This window comes from Nonomuraea sp. NPDC049269, assembly GCF_043197155.1.
GTDB lineage: Bacteria > Actinomycetota > Actinomycetes > Streptosporangiales > Streptosporangiaceae > Nonomuraea.
In genome coordinates, this window is sequence record NZ_JBICSO010000007.1 from 21,206 (window position 1) to 39,945 (window position 18,740).

Annotated in this window: 18 protein-coding genes; 6 read left to right on the forward strand and 12 right to left on the reverse strand. The window is 69.7% G+C overall.

Annotated elements, in window-relative coordinates:
• The first annotated feature begins 29 nt into the window (after nt 1-29).
• Together ACGFNP_RS35915 and ACGFNP_RS35920 are read left to right on the forward strand one after the other, a co-directional pair.
• Nucleotides 30-1,235 carry a low temperature requirement protein A gene (locus tag ACGFNP_RS35915; RefSeq protein ID WP_393326324.1) on the forward strand — a complete coding sequence of 402 codons (1,206 nt, stop codon included), beginning with the start codon at nt 30-32 and terminating at the stop codon, nt 1,233-1,235.
• 103 nt (nt 1,236-1,338) lie between these two features.
• The gene (locus ACGFNP_RS35920; protein WP_393326327.1) at nt 1,339-3,069 is read left to right on the forward strand and encodes an L-aspartate oxidase; all 1,731 of its coding nucleotides are present in this window, start codon (nt 1,339-1,341) and stop codon (nt 3,067-3,069) included.
• Nucleotides 3,070-3,096: 27 nt separating this feature from the next.
• Here the strand turns inward: ACGFNP_RS35920 and ACGFNP_RS35925 are convergent, their stop codons facing one another.
• On the reverse strand, nt 3,097-3,597 hold the full coding sequence (locus tag ACGFNP_RS35925) for a DinB family protein (protein ID WP_393326330.1): 501 nt from the start codon (nt 3,595-3,597) through the stop codon (nt 3,097-3,099).
• Between the two features lie 4 nt (nt 3,598-3,601).
• On the reverse strand, nt 3,602-4,249 hold the full coding sequence (locus ACGFNP_RS35930) for an SAM-dependent methyltransferase (protein ID WP_393326333.1): 648 nt from the start codon (nt 4,247-4,249) through the stop codon (nt 3,602-3,604).
• A gap of 95 nt (nt 4,250-4,344) precedes the next feature.
• Here ACGFNP_RS35930 and ACGFNP_RS35935 point away from each other — a divergent pair, with 95 nt between their 5' ends.
• Nucleotides 4,345-4,923 (forward strand): helix-turn-helix domain-containing protein, encoded by a 579-nt coding sequence (locus ACGFNP_RS35935; RefSeq protein ID WP_393326336.1) that lies wholly within the window; start codon nt 4,345-4,347, stop codon nt 4,921-4,923.
• A 15-nt stretch (nt 4,924-4,938) separates the two neighbouring features.
• On the opposite strand, the gene ACGFNP_RS35940 is transcribed toward ACGFNP_RS35935, so the two are convergent.
• From ACGFNP_RS35940 to ACGFNP_RS35975, 8 genes are read right to left on the reverse strand one after another with little or no spacing between them, the layout of a single operon-like run.
• The gene (locus ACGFNP_RS35940; RefSeq protein ID WP_393326339.1) at nt 4,939-7,227 is read right to left on the reverse strand and encodes a polysaccharide lyase 8 family protein; all 2,289 of its coding nucleotides are present in this window, start codon (nt 7,225-7,227) and stop codon (nt 4,939-4,941) included.
• 43 nt (nt 7,228-7,270) lie between these two features.
• Complete coding sequence (locus ACGFNP_RS35945) at nt 7,271-7,945, reverse strand: 4-carboxy-4-hydroxy-2-oxoadipate aldolase/oxaloacetate decarboxylase (protein ID WP_393326341.1); 675 nt, start codon at nt 7,943-7,945, stop codon at nt 7,271-7,273.
• Between the two features lie 18 nt (nt 7,946-7,963).
• Nucleotides 7,964-9,163 carry an aspartate transaminase gene (locus ACGFNP_RS35950; protein ID WP_393326344.1) on the reverse strand — a complete coding sequence of 400 codons (1,200 nt, stop codon included), beginning with the start codon at nt 9,161-9,163 and terminating at the stop codon, nt 7,964-7,966.
• Nucleotide 9,164: 1 nt separating this feature from the next.
• Nucleotides 9,165-9,908, reverse strand: coding sequence for an SDR family oxidoreductase (locus ACGFNP_RS35955; RefSeq protein WP_358318118.1), 744 nt, complete (start codon nt 9,906-9,908; stop codon nt 9,165-9,167).
• A gap of 40 nt (nt 9,909-9,948) precedes the next feature.
• A complete protein-coding gene (locus ACGFNP_RS35960; protein WP_358318117.1) occupies nt 9,949-11,259 on the reverse strand; it encodes an MFS transporter in 1,311 nt (436 codons plus the stop codon).
• A gap of 11 nt (nt 11,260-11,270) precedes the next feature.
• Nucleotides 11,271-12,254 carry a biotin-dependent carboxyltransferase family protein gene (locus ACGFNP_RS35965; RefSeq protein WP_393326348.1) on the reverse strand — a complete coding sequence of 328 codons (984 nt, stop codon included), beginning with the start codon at nt 12,252-12,254 and terminating at the stop codon, nt 11,271-11,273.
• Nucleotides 12,247-12,960: an allophanate hydrolase subunit 1 gene (locus tag ACGFNP_RS35970; RefSeq protein WP_393326350.1), complete on the reverse strand. Its 714-nt coding sequence runs from the start codon at nt 12,958-12,960 to the stop codon at nt 12,247-12,249. Before ACGFNP_RS35970 ends, ACGFNP_RS35965 begins: the two co-directional genes overlap by 8 nt.
• A gap of 1 nt (nt 12,961) precedes the next feature.
• On the reverse strand, nt 12,962-13,747 hold the full coding sequence (locus ACGFNP_RS35975) for a LamB/YcsF family protein (protein ID WP_393326352.1): 786 nt from the start codon (nt 13,745-13,747) through the stop codon (nt 12,962-12,964).
• A 240-nt stretch (nt 13,748-13,987) separates the two neighbouring features.
• On the opposite strand from ACGFNP_RS35975, the gene nac reads away from it, so the two are divergent.
• The 3 genes from nac (at nt 13,988) to ACGFNP_RS35990 (ending at nt 16,798) form a co-directional block, all read left to right on the forward strand.
• Nucleotides 13,988-14,905, forward strand: a complete 918-nt coding sequence (gene nac, locus ACGFNP_RS35980) for a nitrogen assimilation transcriptional regulator NAC (RefSeq protein WP_393326355.1) — start codon at nt 13,988-13,990, stop codon at nt 14,903-14,905.
• Between the two features lie 86 nt (nt 14,906-14,991).
• Complete coding sequence (locus ACGFNP_RS35985) at nt 14,992-15,759, forward strand: SDR family oxidoreductase (protein WP_393326357.1); 768 nt, start codon at nt 14,992-14,994, stop codon at nt 15,757-15,759.
• A 10-nt stretch (nt 15,760-15,769) separates the two neighbouring features.
• A complete protein-coding gene (locus ACGFNP_RS35990; protein ID WP_393326360.1) occupies nt 15,770-16,798 on the forward strand; it encodes an L-idonate 5-dehydrogenase in 1,029 nt (342 codons plus the stop codon).
• 22 nt (nt 16,799-16,820) lie between these two features.
• On the opposite strand, the gene ACGFNP_RS35995 is transcribed toward ACGFNP_RS35990, so the two are convergent.
• Together ACGFNP_RS35995 and ACGFNP_RS36000 are read right to left on the reverse strand one after the other, a co-directional pair.
• Nucleotides 16,821-17,621, reverse strand: coding sequence for an ATP-binding cassette domain-containing protein (locus tag ACGFNP_RS35995; RefSeq protein WP_358318110.1), 801 nt, complete (start codon nt 17,619-17,621; stop codon nt 16,821-16,823).
• Nucleotides 17,618-18,688, reverse strand: a complete 1,071-nt coding sequence (locus ACGFNP_RS36000; RefSeq protein WP_393326362.1) for an ABC transporter permease — start codon at nt 18,686-18,688, stop codon at nt 17,618-17,620. Before ACGFNP_RS36000 ends, ACGFNP_RS35995 begins: the two co-directional genes overlap by 4 nt.
• Nucleotides 18,689-18,740: the final 52 nt, after the last annotated feature.

Sequence of the window (18,740 nt, forward strand, 5' to 3'; positions counted from 1 at the left end):
CCAGCAGCACCATCCGGATCCGGGTCCGGATGAGCGCTCGTGCCATCGATGAGCCGCATCGCGTCTCCAGCCCGCTGGAGCTCCTGTTCGACCTCACCTTCGTGGTCGCGGTCGCGGCCGTCACCGCGCAGCTCGCGCACGGCATCGCCGATGGTCATGGCCTGGCCGGGCTGGTCCCGTTCTTGCAGGTGTTCTTCGCGATCTGGTGGGCGTGGATGAACTTCACCTGGTTCGCCTCGTCCTACGACACCGACGATGTCGCCTACCGGCTGCTGACCATGGTGCAGATGGCCGGTGTGCTGGTGCTCGCCGCCGGTGTGCCCGCCGCGGCCGGGCACTCCGACTACAGGTTCATCGCCCTGGGCTACCTGATCATGAGGGTCGGGCTCGTCACCCAGTGGTTGCGGGCCGGTATCGAAGACCCGGCGCGCCGCCGCACCGCACTGCGCTACGCCGCCGGCATCAGCATCGCGCAGCTGGGCTGGGTGCTGTGGCTGGTCCTCGTGGAGGCAGGCATCCTGCCCTCGGCCTTCCAGCTGCCGTTCTTCCTCTGCCTGGTCATCGGGGAACTCGCGGTGCCCCGGTGGGCGGAGCGGGCCAGGGCCACCAACTGGCATCCGCATCACATCGCCGAGCGTTACGGCCTGTTCACGATCATTCTGCTCGGTGAAAGTGTCCTGGCCGCGAGCAGAGGAGTCGAGGGAGCGCTCGAAGCGGGTGAGATCAGCGGTCCCTTCCTCGTGATCGCCGGCTCCGGTCTCGTCCTGTTGTTCGCCCTTTGGTGGCTGTACTTCCTCGTGGAGGCGGGGGAAGGTCTCAGTGACCGCCGTCATCGGTCGTACCTGTGGGGGTACGGCCACTATGGCATCTTCGCGGCCCTGGCGGCGCTGGGCGCCGGGCTCGAAGTGGCGGTGGAGCAGACCGGGCACGACGTCGCGGCATCACCGCTGGCGCTCGGCTACGCGGTAGCCATCCCGGTCGGGGTGTGTCTCGCTCTGCTGTGGGCGGTCCACGCGCTGGTCGCCGCGGCGCCCGTCATCTTTCCCGCCGCTGCTCTGAGCTGCGCCGCAGTCGTCCTGCTGCTCCCGCTCGCGGCGCCCTGGATCGGGGTGGCCGCCGTGGTCGCGCTGATCGCGGCCGGCTGCGTCGTGCTGGTAGCGGTCACGATCTGGGGCGCGGCCGCTGGGGGCCGCACCGGAAGCGCGCTGTCATGGCCCGGAACCCCCGCAAGGTAGACCGCCGTTCCCGACGGGATACGCGGACATCGAGTCACAAACCACACCGCTACCCGGTCTTGTTTTCAGGAATCGTTTTCTTCGACGTGGTCAGAGGAGCACCATGCACGCGCCAGAGCACCGGATCGCAACATCAGTCCTGGTCATCGGCACGGGAGGAGCCGGGCTGCGAGCCGCCATCGAACTCGCCGAGCGCGGCGTCGACGTCCTCGCCGTGGGCAAGCGGCCGAAGACGGACGCGCACACCTCGCTCGCGGCCGGTGGCATCAATGCGGCGCTCGCCACGATGGACCCCGAGGACAGCTGGCAACAGCACGCGGCGGACACCCTCAAAGAGAGCTACCTCCTGGCCAACCCGCACACGGTGCGAATTGTCGCCGAGGGGGCCGCGCAGGGTATCGAAGACCTCCAGCGCTGGGGCATGCCGTTCGCCCGCGAGCAGGACGGGCGGATCTCGCAGCGCTTCTTCGGCGCCCACACCTACCGGCGCACCGCCTTCGCCGGCGACTACACCGGGCTGGAGATCCAGCGCACCCTGATCAACCGGGCGGCGCAACTGGAGGTCCCCGTCCTCGACACCGTGTACATCACGCGCCTCCTCGTCCGCGACAACGCGGTCTTCGGCGCGTACGGGTTCGACCTGACCGACGGCAGCCGCTATGTCATCCATGCCGACGCGGTGATCCTGGCCGCCGGCGGCCACACCCGGATCTGGCGGCGTACCTCCTCCCGGCGTGACGAGAACACCGGCGACTCCTTCCGCCTCGCCGTCCTGGCCGGCTGTCGCATCCGCGACGCCGAGCTGGTGCAGTTCCACCCGTCCGGTCTCATCGCACCCGAAAACGCGGCGGGCACCCTGGTGTCCGAAGCGGCCCGGGGCGAGGGCGGAATCCTGCGCAACCAGCTCGGCGAGCGCTTCATGTCACGGTACGACCCTGAACGGATGGAGTTGTCCACGCGCGACCGCGTCTCACTGGCCGCCTATACCGAGATCAAAGAAGGCCGCGGCACTCCGAACGGCGGCGTCTGGCTGGACGTGTCCCACCTGCCGCGCGAGACGATCATGACGCGGTTGCCGCGGGTGTACCAGACGCTCCTGGAACTGCAGATGCTCGACATCACCAAGGAGCCGATCGAGATCGCCCCGACAGCGCACTACTCGATGGGCGGAGTCTGGGTGCGGCCGGAGGACCACAGCACGGGCGTCGACGGCCTTTACGCGATCGGAGAGGCGGCCAGCGGCCTGCACGGCGCCAACCGCCTCGGCGGCAACTCCCTCATCGAACTGCTCGTCTTCGGCCGCATCGTCGGACAGGCGGCGGCCGAGTATTCCGCGGCCCTCGACGCCCAGCGCCGCTCGGCCGAGGCACTCGACGCGGCGCGGGCGGAGGTGGACGAACTCCTCGCCACCGACGGCCCCGAGAACGTGCGCTCACTGCAGCGCTCCCTCCGCGACATCATGACCGAGTACGCCGGCGTGGTGCGCGACGAGAGCGGCCTGCGCAAAGGCCTCGCCGAACTCACCGCGGTACGGGCGCGCATCGCCGACGTCGGCGTGCACCCGGACCTCGCCGGTTTCCAGGACCTGGCCCACGCCTTCGACCTGAAGTCCGCGGCGCTGGCCGCCCGGGCGACGATCGAGACCGCACTGGAGCGCCGCGAGACCCGCGGCTGCCACAACCGCTCCGACTATCCCGAGCTCGACCCCGCGCTGCAGGTCAACCTCGTGTGGTCCGGTCCCGGATCGGTGGAGAAGGAGGCCATCCCGCCGATTCCCGGCGAGATCGCGGCGCTCATGCGCGAGGTCTCGACCGTCGGAAAACTCGTCGAGTAGATCGGCGACCGGAGATCGGCCGGCTTGTCAGCGGCCGGTGGATCCGTCGATCCGCTCGCGGAGGATGTCGGCGTGGCCGGCGTGCCGGCCGGTCTCCTCGATCATGTGCACCAGGACCCAGCGCATCGATGGTGCCGGACCTGGGCGCGAGGGTCGCGGGGCGGGCAGGGTCAGGTCTGGGCAGGCGTCGATGACCTGGTTCGCTCGCTCGACGGTCTTCCGGTAGTCGGCGAGCACGCCGTCGATGGTGTCCTCCGCGGACGGCCGCATGGTCGCGCCCCAGTCGCCGGCGTCCTCACCGAGGAAGTAGAACCGTTCGACGTACGCCAGATGCTTGAGCAGTCCGAGAAGGTTGGTGCCCGAGGGCACGCCGCCCGTTCGGACCTGCGGTTCCGGCACGCCCGTGACCTTGTCCGCGATCGAGTTCCGCAGATAGTCGAGGAAGCCCCGCAGGGTGGCCTTCTCGTCAGCGCCGGTCCGCGGAGGCTTGGTGTCCTTCGCCCTCGTCCTGGATGGGTTCTCTGGCATCGGGTCACTCCGGTCCGGCGGATCGCTGGATGAGCAGGACATTGTCGATGACCGTCGCGGTCTCACCAGCGGGTCCGGTGGCCTGGCGGCGGGGCATGTCGGCGCGCAGAACGGGCCAGTGCGCGGGGTCGAGATCGAGTTCGGCGGCGATCTCGGTGGGTGTGGGGTAGCGGATGTCGGGGTCCTGGTTCCACGACCAGGGCGCGGTGGAGCCGTGGTCGACGATCAGCAGCAGACCGCCGGGGCGCAGGGCCCGTGCGGCGGTGCGCAGGACTCGGCCGCGGAGCAGCGGGAACGGGGTCTGGAAGTACTGGGCGGAGACGAGATCGAACTCTCCGTCCGGGAAGGTTCGGGCCAGATCGTGCTGTTCGGTGGCGACCCGGTCCGCGACGCCGAGTTCACGGGCGCGTTCCCGCACCCGTTCGACGGCGGTGGTGGAGATGTCCACCGCCGTGACGTGCCAGCCTCGCCGGGCGAGCCAGATGGCGTCGCCGCCGGCGCCGCAGCCCAGATCCAGGGCGGCGCCGGGACGCAGTGGAGCGGCGGTCTCGGCGAGCAGCGCGTTCACGTGTGCGTCCCAGGTACGCCGGGTGCGGTAGTGCCGTTCCCAGAACAGTTCGGCGTCCTCGGTGGGTAGTCGGGCGGAATCCATCTGCGTTGTCCCTTCGACGCCGGTGATGTGCGAAGAGCATCGCCGCCGCGGTTTCCCCCTTGCAAGAAAAGTTGCGGATCCGCATTATCGGGGGCATGGATCACCCCGAAGAAGATGTCCTGGCCGGAGTCGGGCCGCGGCTGCGTGCCCTGCGCCGGGCGCGGAGCGCCACGCTGGCGGCGCTGGCAACCGAGACCGGCCTCACGGCGAGCACCTTGTCCCGTCTCGAGAACGGCAAGCTCCGCCCCACGCTGGAGCAGCTCCTGCCGCTGGCCCGGGCGCACGGCGTCCCGCTCGATGATCTCGTCGCGGCGCCGCCCACCGGCGACCCGCGCATCCACCTGCGGCCAGTGCGGCGAGCCGGGCTGGTGATGGTGCCGCTGACCAGGCGGGCCGGTGGCATCCAGGCCTACAAGGTGATCTATCCACCCGCCGGCCGAGCGCCGGCGATGCGCATGCGGACCCACGAGGGATACGAGTGGTTCTACGTCCTCAACGGACATGTCAGGTTCGTGCTCGGCGAGCAGGAGTTCCGGCTCGGCGCCGGCGAGGCCGCGGAGTTCGACACCCGCGTACCGCACTGGATCGGCAGCGCCGACAACCAGCCCGCGGAGCTGCTCACCCTGTTCGGCGCGCAGGGAGAGCGCGCCCATCTGGCACCGTCCAAGCGCTGAAGCACCCTCGGAGGTTCAGACGCGCACCACCGCCGTGCGGGCGTGGCCGCGGCTGCCGCCGACCTCCACCTTGATCGCGCGCTTGGACTTACGCACGCCGCGGTCGCTCTCCTTGATTGATTTCACCGGCCAGGGCAGTTTGATCTTCACCTCGTCGGCGGTCCTGGACGGGTCGGAGACCGCGAGCCGTACCCCCTTGTGGTCGCGGCGGACCAGCAGCGTGCAAGGGCCGTCGGCGGTGAGCGGTCCGTAGGCGGTCTCGACGGTCCCCGCGCGCCAGAAGACGGCGGCGAGCAGGTCGTCGCGGGAAATGGCCTGGACCACTCGGGAGTTGGCGAGGACCTCGACCCGCCCGCCGTAAGCCGCGGTCTGCGCGATGGAGGCGTCGGGCAGCACGGCATAGGCATAGCGCGCCTTGCGCGGATCGACGCCGTGGTCGATGACGATCGTCGTGTAGTGCCTGGTGACGGGGGTCTGGTCGCCTCCGGTGGTGGCGCCCTTGTCGATGTCCCGCCAGCGGCCGGTGCGCTGCTCGCGGATCACCTTCGCGTCGGCGCCGTCGAGCAGCGCGTAACCGGCCGCACCGGACAGGTGGATCCAGCCGTCGCCCCGGGTCAGCGGCGGATGCCGGTCGTGGGTGTTGCGGTTCTCCACGATGGTCTCGATGCGGCGGCCATCGGAGGCGGCGATGCCGGCGCCGAGCGCGATCACCGCGTCATCGAGGAGGAACCACGCCTTCTTGGCCCGTAACGAGGAGCCGTCGGCGATCAGCTTCATGGCCGCCACGCCGTACTCGCCGTCGAGTGCCACACCGCCCGCCCACGGGGTGGGTGGCAGGCGGCGCTTGCCGTACGGGAGATCGGCGCGTCCGCGGGTGTCAACCGTCGTGCCCGGCAGCCGGTACGGGTCGATGGTGGGCCACAGCTCATCGTTCCAGTGGGTGAGATCGCCGGTGTAGAGATAGGTCATGCCGTCACCGGTGTACCAGCCGTGCAGGTTCTCCTGGTTCATGGCCTCGGCCGCGCCGATGCGCTCCGAGCTCATCGCGATCGCGCAGGCCCAGGTGGGACGGCGGTGCACGACGCGGTCCATGTCGGCGAAGACGTACGTGCCCGTCATGCGCGGGCCGACCGGCACCGACGGGTCCTCCAGCAGGGCCTTGGCCCCCGCGATGCTCGCCAGTGGTGCGAGCGTGCCGACGGGGCCGACCTGGTTGCGGATGAGCCAGCCCTTCACCATCGGTCGCCAGCGCCGGGCATGGCGCTCGGGCGCCGTCTCCAGCAAGGTGAGGATGGACTCGACCGCCTTCTGCCCCGAGTGGTAGTCGCGGTGGCCCTGCACCGAGATCTGCCGGCCGCGTACGCAGTCCATCATCAGCCCGTCGAAGATGAACGGCACGAACGAGCGATCCACGATGTCGTAGACGTTCCCGATTCCGGTGATCTCCCACGGTGACCTCGCGAGCACGGCGATCAGCTTGGCCACGCTCTCCAGGTAGTCCACGCCGTAGCTGCCGGTGTAGGCGTACACGTCGTGCTGGATGAACGACCCGTCACGGTAGAAGCCGTCGCCTGGGCCCCTGGTCGGCCGCAGCAGGTCGGAGACCGCGTCCCGGGCCCGCTTGATCAGGCGTGCGTCGTGGGTGAGTAATCCGCGGATCGCCACCGCCGTGGCCTTGCCCGCCCGGTTGGCGCCGGTCTCGACGACGCCGGGGTGGCTGACGCGGCGCTCCGGGTCGGGGCACCAGCGGTGCAAGGGGCGCAGCCAGCGCTCCAGGTGGTCCTTGGGCAGGCCGTCGTACAGCAGGGCGCAGGTGTCGGTCAGCGCGCGGGGGACGCCGATCTCCCACCAGTACCAGTTGCTGTCCCGCCGCTTGAGCCCCTCGTGGTAGGCGTGCTCGTACAGGAAGTCCAGCGCCATGACCGCGGTCTCGGCGACCTGACCGTCCCGGTGCATGACGGTGCCCGGCGTGGCCCAGCCCAGCGCCAGCGTGCGCATGCGGTTGTAGGCGCGGTTGAAGTTGCCCGTCCGGGGGTCGTCGAGCGGCAGGTCGGGCCACAGGCTCGGGCGGCCGGGGGTGGGCTTCAGCTTGCGCAGCACCGCGTTGGCCGAGCCCTCGACCGCCCGCGTCTTGTCGGGGTAGGCGGCGTCGTACGACCCGCCGGCCAGCAGGCTCACCCACCGTTCACGCGCGGCGTCGAACGCGGCGGCGCCGACCGCCTCTGCCGGTCTCTCCCACACGGCCAGGCCGGCCACGGCCGCGGCACCCAGCAGAGCGGACCGCCGACTGAGGGGGTGGATCATTGCGGCCTTTCCGACAGTCGGGCAAATAACATACGAAAAGATCCTAATCGTCGATGACCAGTCCCTTCGCTTCGAGGACGGCGGCGAGGTCGCTGACCTCGATGACGCTCTTTCCGGCACGGTAGGCGGCGATGTACCCGGCCTCGGCGTCGACGCGCTCCTGCGACTTCCGCACCACTTCGCCCACGTCTTCGCGCCGGACGACCACGACGCCGTCGGCGTCACCTCGCACCACGTCGCCAGGACGGACGATCTCGCCGCCGATCAGCACGGGCTCCGCCATGGGACCGACGGTCTCCTTGACCGTGCCCTTGATGGAGACGCTGAAGGAGAACACCGGGAAGCCGAGTTCGCGCAGTTCCCGGGTGTCGCGGACGCCCGTGTCGGTGATCAGCCCGCCCAGGCCCTTGGCCACGCAGGCGTTGGCCAGTACGTCGCCGAAGGAGCCGGCCTCCGCATATTCGCCGGCGGACACCACGACGACATCGCCGGGCTGAGCGTGCGCGATGGCGACCTGGAGCATGATGTTGTCCCGGGGGGCGCAGCGCACGGTGAAGGCGGGTCCGCACAGCGACATGGCGTCGTCGACCGGCTTGATCGTGGAGCTCAGGGCGCCGAGCCGGCCCTGCGCCTCGTGAATGGTGGCCGACGAATACGCGCTCAGCCGCTCGACCAGCGCCGGATCGGGGCGGTCGAACTTCGTGTTGACACGCAGCATGAGTCTCCTACTCCAAGATCAGGAAAGGTCGGCGCAGGCGCGGGCGATGCGCTCGCAGCCCTCGGTCAGGACGGAGCTCGACGTCGCGAAGGAGACGCGGAAGTAGCCTGGCGCTCCGTAGGCGGATCCGTGGATCACCGCCACCTGCTGCGACTCCAGCAGATAGCGGGCGAACTCCTCGTCCGTACGGATCTCTTCGCCGGCCGGGGTCCGGCCGCCGAGCAGCGCGGCGCATCCCACGAGCACGTAGAAGCCGCCGCTCGGCGCGGTGCAGGTCAGGCCGGGGACGCCGGTCAGCATCTTGACCGTCTCGTCCCGCCGGGCCCGGTAGACGGCGACGCAGTCACCGATGAAGCTCTGGTCGCCGGTGAGCGCGGCGGTGGCGGCCGCCTGGCTGATCGACGAGGGGCACGAGGAGATCTGCGACTGCAGCTTGTTGACCGCCCCGACCAGCTCCGCCGGACCCACGCCGTAGCCGATCCGCCAGCCGGTCATGGCATACGTCTTGGAGACGCCGTTCGTGAGGAACACCTGGTCCGCCAGGCGCGGTTCGACCGCGGCCAGGGTGCTGGGCAGCTCCGGCTCATACGAGATCTCGTCGTAGATCTCGTCGGTCAGCACCATGACGTGCGGGTGGGCGAGCAGCACGTCGGCGAGCGCGCGGAGTTCGTCCGTGGTGTAGGCGGCGCCCGTGGGGTTGTTCGGGGCGTTGAGGATGACCCAGCGGGTCGCGTCGGTGATCGCGGATTCCAGCCGTCGCGGCGTCAGCTTGAAGCCGTCGGCCTCCGGGCACGGGACCACGACGGGTGTGCCGTCGTTGGCCAGCACCATGTCCGGGTAGGAGACCCAGTACGGTGCCGGGACGATGACCTCGTCCCCCGCGTCCAGCGTGGCCGCCAGGGCGAGGAAGATGATCTGCTTCGCCCCGCCGCCCACGGTGATCCGGTCGGTGGGGTAACGCAGTCCGTGCCGCCGGGCGAGCTTGTCGGCGATGGCCGCCCTGAGCTGCGGGGTTCCGTTGACGGGGGTGTACTTGGTCTCGCCCCGCGCGATCGCCTCGATCGCGGCGGCCTTGACGTGGTCGGGGGTGTCGAAGTCGGGCTCGCCCACCGTGAGGTCGAGGATCTCGTGGCCCTGCGCCTTGAGTTCGCGTACGCGCTGGGCCGCGGCCGTGCTGGGCGAGGGTTTGATGCGGTTCACCCGCTGCGCCAGTGCCATGTCAGTCGGCCCGCCTTTCGAAGTTGAGGCCGCCGGGCACCTGGAAGGTCGGCATGATCTCCAGGTGCCCGATGTTCACATGGCGGGGCGAGCCGATGGCGTAGTCGATCGCGTCGGCGATGTCCTCCGGCTTGAGCGACTCGTACCCGTCGTAGTACAGGCGCTGGGCCGCTTCCATGTCGCCGAGCAGCCGGCCGAAGATCTCCGTCTCCACCCGGCCGGGGCAGATCTCGGTGACCCGGATCCGGCGGCCGTACCCGTCGACGCGGAGCTGACGGGACAGGGTGTGCACGGCCGCCTTCGTGGCGTGGTAGATCGTGTTGCCGCCGAAGTTGTAGACGGCGGCGATCGAGCTGATGTTGATGATGTGGCCGAGATCGCGTTCCACCATGCCCGGCATGATCAGGCGTACGAGGTGCAGCACCGCCTGGATGTTGACCGCCACCTGCTCGTCGATGGCGAACTCGTCGGCCGACAGGATGTTCCCCGGGCGGGAGACCCCCGCGTTGTTGACGAGGACGTCGACGTCGATCCCCCGCAGAGCCTCGGTCAGTGCGGCGGTGTCCGTGATGTCGACGGCGTGCGGCGTGCATCCCGTACGCCGGGCCAGGTCGCCGAGCCGCTCGGCGTCGCGGGCCACGGCGTGGACGTCGAGCCCCCGCTTCGCCAGGCGCTCGACGACCACCGCCCCGATTCCGGTGGAGGCGCCGGTCACCAGAGCGGTCTTGTAGTCCGAGAAGGGCATGTGAATCTCTCCGCGTGAGGATGAGTGGTGCGGTGGGGTGCTACGCGTCGCGCAGCGGCTGGTGTGCCCTGTCCTTCACCCGGGACACGGCGATGAGCGTGCCGAGCGCGGTGAGGACCGCGTAGAAGGCGGGCATGCCGGTGTTGCCGGTCTTGGCGATGAGGAAGGTCATCAGCAGCGGCGCGGTGCCGCCGAAGAGTGCGGCCGAGACGTTGTACCCGAGCCCGTAGGCGGAGTAGCGCACCCGGGTCGGGAAGAGTTCGACGAGCAGGATGTGGATGACGCCCGTGTGGCCCGCGAAGATGATCGCCATGACGCACGCGCCCAGGATGGCGAGCGGCATGCTGCCGGTGCCGATGAGCAGATAGCAGGGGATCCCGGCGATCGCCATGGCGATGGCGGCACCCGCGAGGACCCGCTTGCGCCCGACCCGGTCGGACAGCCGGCCCATGTAGGGGATGGCGACGCAGATGGCCACCAGGCTGGTCGCGGTGACGAGCAGGGCCTGCACCTTGCTGAAGTGCAGCTGGGCGTTCATGAACGTCGGCATGTAGGTGAACAGCACGTAGTAACCGGAGCCATTCATCAGCGGGATGAACAGGGCGAGCAGCATCGCGCGGCGGTGCTCGGCGGAGGAGAAGGCCTCCTTAAGCGGGTTCTTCGCCAGGTTGCCGCTCTCCTGGAGACGGGTGAAGTTCGGGGTGTCGCTGATGCGCTTGCGGATGTAGATGCCGGTGATACCGAGCGGGATGGCCAGCAGGAACGGGATCCGCCAGCCGTACGCCTCCATGCGGTCCGGGCCGAGGCCGCTGGTCAGGGCGGCGGCGATCAGCGTGCCGGTGAGCAGGGAGAGGAAGGAGGCGATCTGGGCGTAGCTGGTGTAGAGGCCGCGCTTGCCCTCGGGCGCGTGCTCGGCGAGGAAGCTCATCGCGCCGGACGCCTCGCCACCGACCGAGAAGCCCTGCATGACGCGCATCAGGATGAGCAGGGCGGGTGCCGCGATGCCGACGCTCGCGTAGGTCGGCAGCAGGCCGATGGCCGCCGTCGCGACGCTGATCAGCAGGATGACGAAGACGAGCATCCGCTGCCGTCCGATGCGGTCGCCGAGGTGACCGCAGATGATGCCGCCGAGGGGCCGGAAGAAGAACGAGACGGCATACCCGAGGAAGACGAGCTGGATGGCGTTGGCCGAGTCCGGGAAGAAGACGGTGCCCAGAGTGCCGGCCATGAAGCCGAAGATGCCGTTGTCGTAGAGCTCGGCGAAGATCCCGATGCACCCCGCCAGGGTGACCTTACGGGCGGTTTTCGGATCGACGGTGTTGGGTGTCGGTTGTGCGGCCACGGTGGCCATGGCTGTCTCCTTCACTCGCTTACTGGGTGGGGGGTGAGTGCGTCGAACACCGTGCGTACGCGAGTGCGCAGGGAGTCTATGTCGGCGCGTTGTGACCGGTACGCGGCCACGGCCTCGGCCACCGTCCGGCGCCGGAACCGGACGGACTGACCGGGGCGGGCCTGCCCCAGTGCGGACAGGCCGGTCGAGGTGACGACCGCGAGGACGGGATAGCCGGCGGTGACGCCACGGCCGCGGTGCAGGACGAGCAGTTCGTCCCCGGCCGGCACCTCGACCGCGCCGACGGGCACGCCACGGGAGAGCACCTCACCGGTCGCCGTCCGGCGCGGCACGTCGCCGCGCATCCGCAGGCCGATGTGGTTGCTCTGGGGGGTGACGGTGAACTCCGACCGGAACAGCCGCTCCGCGGTGTCACCGAACTCCGCCAGGTCCGGGCCGTCGGTGACGTCGATCGTCCACGGTTCGCCGAAGCGCGGTACGGAAGCGTTCAACCGGAACAGCGGAATGTCGGAGAACGGGTGATCGACCGGCGGAAAGGGCGTACGAATGGCGAGCTGATCGCCGTCCCGCAGCGTGCGCCCGAACCCGAGGATCGTGTCGGGAGCGCAACTGCCCAGCAGGGACGGCGACTCCACCGAGCCGTGCACGGCGAGGTAGACGCGCAGACCCTGCCTGATGCGCGTGACGCGGATCGTTTCGCCCGCCCGGACCACGACCGGTTCCCACCGGGGACGCGGAACGTCATCGACGGTGATCTCGGCGGGAGCGCCGGTCACCGCGATGAGCACCTCGGCCGAGGGCGTGCAGGCGAAGCCCAGTGCCGTGATCTCCAGCAGTGGCGCACCTTCGTCGTTGCCGGTCAGAACGTTGGCGACGCGGGCGGAGTACTGGTCCAGAGCGCCGTTGACCGGCAGGCCGTAGCGGGAGCGGCCGAGCCGCCCGAGGTCCTGCACCACCGAGAGTCCGGCGCGGTGGACGGTGAGCGTGTCAGCCACGGGCCACCGCCTCAGCCGCGAGCATCGCGCCGTCGTGGTCGGACCACTCCTCGGGAGTGATCGATACGAACCGGAAGATGTCACCGGGCCGGTACGGAGTCAGCGGCTCGGAGTCGAGATCGAGGACACGCAGCGGGGTGCGCCCCAGCAGCGGCCACCCGCCCGGTGAACGCATGGGGCAGATCACGGCCTGCCGGCCCGCGACGGCGATCGACCCGGGCGGGACGCTGGTACGCGGAGAGGCCAGCCTCGGGACCGGTTTCGGGAACGCGGGGCCGTCCATCATCGGGGCTCCCACCGGTGCGCCGAGGCAGCGCACCATCAGGTCCCGGGCGGTGTGCAGGTCGACGACCTCCCGCTCGGTCAGCCCCAGCTGCTCCGCCACCACGGGCAGGTCGGGTCCGTACTCACCGCCGTACACCACCGGGACCGTGAACCGCCTGGGCGAGGGCGCCGGGGCCGGGCTCTCGGCGAGCCGCCCGGCCGCGCCCCGCAGGGCGCGGTGAACCGTGTCGTGATCCGTGGCGGAGCAGTCGAACTCGACGAGCAACGAGTCGTAGGTGGGAACAACGCCGTGCACCCCGTGGAGCCGGACCGCCTCGATCGCGTCGGCCAGGGCGTGCACGACCCGCCAGGCACCGCCGCCGGTGGCCTTGACCACGACGGCCGAGTCGCCGCAGTCCGCGATGTGGATGCCGTGGTCCATCTCAGCCGCCGTACCTGGCGTCGAGCACGTCTACCAGCGGGGCGATCGTCACGCCCGCCGCGATGAGTTCCTTGCGGATGAGGTGGGCGAGCGCGATGGCGCCGGGGGTGTCGCTGTGCAGCAGGACGGTGTCGCAATGGACGGGGATGTCCCGGCCGCCGACGCTGCGGATCACGCCTTCGGTCACCAGCCGGACCGTCCGCTCACTGATCTCTCGCTCGTCATGGATGACCGCGCCGGGTTCGCTCCTCGGCACCAGGGTGCCGTCGTCGAGGTAGGCCCGGTCGGCGATCCCGACGATGCCGACCCGCAGGCCACGGGCGCGGGCGGCGTCGGCGAGCTCCCCGTCCTGCGCCAGGACGATCAGCGAGGGGTCGAGGGAGGCGACCGCGTCGGCCACGGCGGCCGCGTAGTCCTGCCTGGTCGCGACCAGGTTGCCGAGCCGGCCGTGCGGTGCCACGTGGTGTACGCGGGTGCCGTGCGCGGCGGCGAACGCCTGCAGAGCTCCCACCTGGTACAGCACATCGGTACGGACCTCGTCCGGTGCCAGCTCCATCGCGCGGCGGCCGAACCCGACCAGGTCGGGAAAGCTGGGGTGCGCGCCGACGGCGACACCGCGTTCGACGCAGTGGCGTACGGTGGCGTCCATGATCCGCGGGTCGCCCGCGTGGAAGCCGCACGCGACGTTGGCCGAGGTGAGGACATCCAGCAGCGCCTCGTCGTCACCCATGGTGTAGGCGCCGAATCCCTCACCGAGATCGGCCACCAGATCGACCGTGTGTGCCATGTCGTCCTCCGCTCAAGAGGTCAGAAGGGGCGCGAAGCGCGATTGAGCTCGGCTGCGAAGATCCCGCCGGGGGTTGCCGGTCAGGCCCGAATTACCGTTTGGGTGACCGTAATCCGGGGAGATGGGCACATCAAATACACATTGCGTGTGACGTGATAGGTCCCCGCTATGACCGCGCACCTGCTCCGGCTCTGTGCCCGGCCCGTACGATGAGCCCCTGGCAAAGGCTGGAGGTAGCCGATGGACACCAGGCGTCTCTACTCGTTCGTCAAGGTCGTCGACGCCGGGAGCATCACGCGCGCCGCCGACATCCTGCATATCGCGCAGCCCGCGCTGAGCCAGCAGATCTCCATGCTGGAGAGCCAGTTCAAGCAGCAACTGCTGATCAGGAGCAAGCGCGGGGTGGCGCCGACCGAGGCCGGACGCGCCCTCTACCGCCACGCCCAGCTGATCCTGCGCCAGCTCGAACACGCGCAGGCGGCGATCGACGTATCCGGCCGGGCGCCCGCCGGAGGCGTCTCGGTCGGGCTGGCTCCGTACAGCACGGGCGCGGCACTGGCCCTGCCGCTGCTGCGGGCCGTGCGGGAGCGCTACCCCGACATCCTGCTGCACATCAACGAGAACTTCGGCGGCGTCATCAGCGAAGCGATCATGACGGGCCGCATGGACATGGCGTTCATCTACGACGCCGGGCCCATCCGCGGGGTCCAGTTCGAGCCGATGCGCACCGAGGATCTCTACCTGGTCGCCGCCCCGGGAACCGGCCTGGCGTCAGAGACGGACGACGTCTCCATCGCGGAGCTGGCCGATGTGGGCCTGCTGCTGCCGAGCCGCATTCACACCATCCGCCAGGTCGTGGACGCCGCCTTCCGCCATGCCTCACTCGAACCGAAGGTCGTCGGCGAGATCGAGTCGGTGCTGACCCTGGTCAGCGCCATCAGCGCCGGTCTGGGTGCCACGGTGCTGCCCTGGTCGGCGGCGCAGGCCATCCTCGACGTACGGAATCTGGTGGTGCGGCGGATCGTCAACCCCACGATCGAGGTCAAGCTCTCGCTGTGCACGTCCCACCATCAACCGCTGTCGGAGCCCGCCCTCGCGGTACACGATCTCTTTCACGAGCTGATCCTCGAATTCGGCAAGAATTCGGGTGGCCGATGACGTCACACACACTAGGTATTGGTCAAACCCGATGAGCTCTGACTAGCGTTCTCACGGCCCGACAAGTGGATGAAAGCGGTACCAGCGTGACAAGCAGCCCATTGTTCGACATCGAGGGACGCATCGCGCTGATCACCGGCTCCAGCCGGGGCATCGGCCGTGCGCTGGCCCAAGGGCTGCTGGAGGCCGGGTGCACAGTGGTGCTCAACGGCCGTGACGAGGCGGTCCTCGCGCGGACCCACGCCGAACTGGCCCCGGCCGGAAAGGTCTTCGCCCGAGCTTTCGACGTGACCGACTCCGCGGCCGTGGCCGCCAATGTCGCCGCGATCGAGGACGAGGTGGGACCGATCGACATCCTGGTCAACAACACCGGGACGCAACACCGCGCGCCGCTGGTGGACTTCCCCGACGAGGACTGGCACCGGCTGATCGGCACCAACCTCACCAGCGCCTTCCTGATGGGCCGGGAGGTCGCCCGCCGGATGGTCCCGCGCCGCCGCGGCAAGATCATCAACATCTGCTCGGTGCAGAGCGAGACGGTACGGCCCGGCATCGCCCCCTACGCGGCCACCAAGGGCGGGCTGAAGCTGCTGACCAAGGGCATGTGCGCGGACCTCGGCCCGTCAGGCATCCAGGTCAACGGCCTGGGACCGGGATATTTCGCGACCGAACTCACCGAGGCGCTCGTCGCGGACGAGGAGTTCAGCGCATGGGTGCGGGGGCGCACCCCGGCCGGCCGGTGGGGCCAGGTCTCCGACCTGATCGGTGCCTTGATCTTCCTGGCGTCACCCGCGTCCGACTTCGTCAGCGGGCAAGTGTTGTACGTCGACGGCGGAATGCTGTCCGTTCTGTGAGGGAGCACATATGCGTGCCTGCGTCGTCCACAAGGCGGGCGATCTCCGGGTCGAGGAGTGGGACCCCGGCCTTCCCCGCTCCGGGGAGGCGCTCGTGGCCGCGACCCTCGGCGGCATCTGCGGCTCGGACCTGCACTACTACCATCGCGGCTCGGTCGGTGACTTCCAGGTCCGCGAGCCCCTGGTGCTCGGCCATGAGGTCGTCGGCCGGGTCCACGCGCTCGGCCCCGGTACGGACGGCCCGGCCGCCGGCACACCGGTGGCGATCCACCCGGCCACCCCGTGCGGCGCGTGCCCGGAGTGCGCGGGCGGCCGGCGGAACGTGTGCGGTCAGGCCCGCTACCTCGGCAGCGCCGCCCGGATGCCGCACGTCCAGGGTGGTTTCGCCCAGCGGCTGATCGTACCCGCCGATCAGGTACGAGCGCTGCCTGCCGGGCTCGACCCGCGCCGGGCCGTGCTGGCCGAGCCGCTGTCCGTCGCTCTGCACGCGGTCCGCCGCGCCGGGGAGGTGGCCGGGAAGCGCGTGCTGGTCACGGGCGCCGGTCCCATCGGCGCCCTGGTGGTCGCCGCGTTGCGGCACGCGGGCGCCGCCGAGGTGACCGTCAGCGATCTGCTGGACGCGCCCCTGGACATCGCCAGGAGGGTCGGCGCCACAGCCACCGTCCGGGCCGACCAGCCCGACGACCCGGCGTGGCCGGACAACGTCGACGTCGCCATCGAGGCGTCCGGCTCCGGGGCGGGCCTCGGCACCTGCGTCCAGCGGGTACGTCGCGGCGGCACGGTCGTCCTGCTCGGCCTGCTCCCACCTGGCGAGACCGGCTTCCTCGGCAATGTGGTGGTCACCCGGGAGATCACCATGCGGGGTGCCTTCCGCTTCGACCACGAATTCGACGACGCGCTGTCGCTGCTGGCCGCGGGCTTGGACGTCCAGCCGGTGATCAGCCACACCCTCCCGCTGGCCCGGGCGGTCGAAGCGTTCGACCTGGCCGGCGATCGCGCCGTGGCGTCGAAGGTCCTGCTCGATCTGGGCGGCGAATGACCGGAACCGCCTCGCCCCGCTCTCAAGGGGTGGGGCCGGACCGAACCCCGGTGCGAGCGGCGCGGTATTCCTCCACAACCAGGTCGGTGAGTTCCTTCACGGAGGTCCGGGCGGTGGGTTTGTCGAAGGTGATGCTGCCGTGCTGGAGGAGGTTGACCCGGTCGCAGACCTCCAGGACCTGGGCGTAGTTGTGGGCGATGATCATTATGGAGACTTCGCCGCGGGATTTGAGATCGCGGACCAGGTCGAGGATCTGAACGCCCTCTTTCGCACCCATCGCGGCCAGCGGCTCGTCCAGCAGGAGGATCTTGGAGCGGGAGTAGACGGAGCGGGCCACGGCGATGGCCTGGCGTTGACCGCCCGACAGTTTGGCTACTTCCACATCCACCGACGGGATGTTGACGCCCATGTCGTTGAGGTGTTCGCGAGCCAGGCTGCGCATTTTGCGGTTGTTCAGCAGACAGCCGAAGATCACCGGCTCGCGGTTGAGGAACATGTTGTGGTAGACGCTCAGTTCGTTGATCAACGCCAAGTCCTGGTAGACGGTGTCGATGCCGAGTGAGCGGGCGTGGTCGACGGATTTGAAGGACACCTCCTCGCCGTCGAGCAGGATGCGGCCGGCGTCGGGCTGGTGGAAGCCGCAGATGATCTTCATGAGGGTGGACTTGCCGGCGCCGTTGTCGCCGATCAGGCCGAGTACCTCGCCCCTGGTCAGGTGGATGTTGACGTCGCGCAGCGCGGTCACCGTGCCGAAGCGCTTGGAGACGTGCTCCACGCGCAGGACGTCGACGGCACCAGTGGAGTCGGCGTTCGGAGAGGTCACGTCGTCTTGCCCGCCCTTCTCAGTCGGCTCAGGTACACGTTGGCGATCATCGCCAGGAGGATGGCGCCGCCGAGGATCAGGAAATACGGGTTGGCGGAGATGCCGATCAGGTTGAAGCCGTTCTGGAGCTCGGCCAGCACCAGCGCGCCCAGGGCACCGCCGATGATCGTCCCGGAGCCGCCGGCCAGGGCCGTGCCGCCGATGACCGCCGCCGAGACCGCGGTGAACATCAGGCCGGTGCCGCCACCGAGGTTGGGGTCGATCGTGTGAATCCGGAAGGCTTCCAATATCCCGGCAAGAGCCCCCAAAGTGCCCGCAATCATGAAATTTCCGACCTTGATGCGCCCTGTTCGGACGCCCGCCTCCTGCGCCCCCAGCAGGTTCCCGCCCACGGCGATCGTGTGCAGCCCCCACCGCGTACGCGTGAACAGCACGTGGAAGAACGCCACGATCACCAGAGCCCACACGAGATGCGCCCAGTTGGCCGCCCCCAGCCACTGCCCGATCCGGTTGTCCACCGACGCGGGAATCTCGGCCGGATAGGCGCCGGACGTGGTCAGCACGATCCCGGTCACCAGGTAGAAGGTGCCCAGCGTGGTGATGAACGAGGGCACTTTCAGCACGACCGTGACCAACCCGTTCCCCAGCCCGATAACCGTCCCGGTCAGCAGGGCGAGCAGAATCGCCGGGACACCTGGAACCCCCCAGTAGTCGATCGCGTAGTGCATCATGAACGGCGCCAGCGCCGCCACCACCCCGACCGACAGATCGATCTCGCCGCTGACCAGCAGCAGCACGATGCCGCAGGCGACGATGGCGCTCGGCGCGGCCGCCTGGGTGATGTTGACCATGTTGTCGCCGGTCAGGAACGCCTCGGAGGCCGAGGCGAAGTAGGCCCCCAGCGCCAGCGCCACGACCAGCACGCTCGCCTCGCGCCGCCGCAGGAACTCGTCCCTGATCCGCAGCAGGATCCGGTTCGCGCCGCGCCGCGCCCCGTTCCCCGTGGGCCGTCCGGCCACCTCCGCGGGCGCCGGCGACTCGCGGATACCATCGCTGATGTCGGGCACCTCGCCCTCCTCCACATGGATTGACTGGGTGTACGACTTGCGCCCCGCGCGT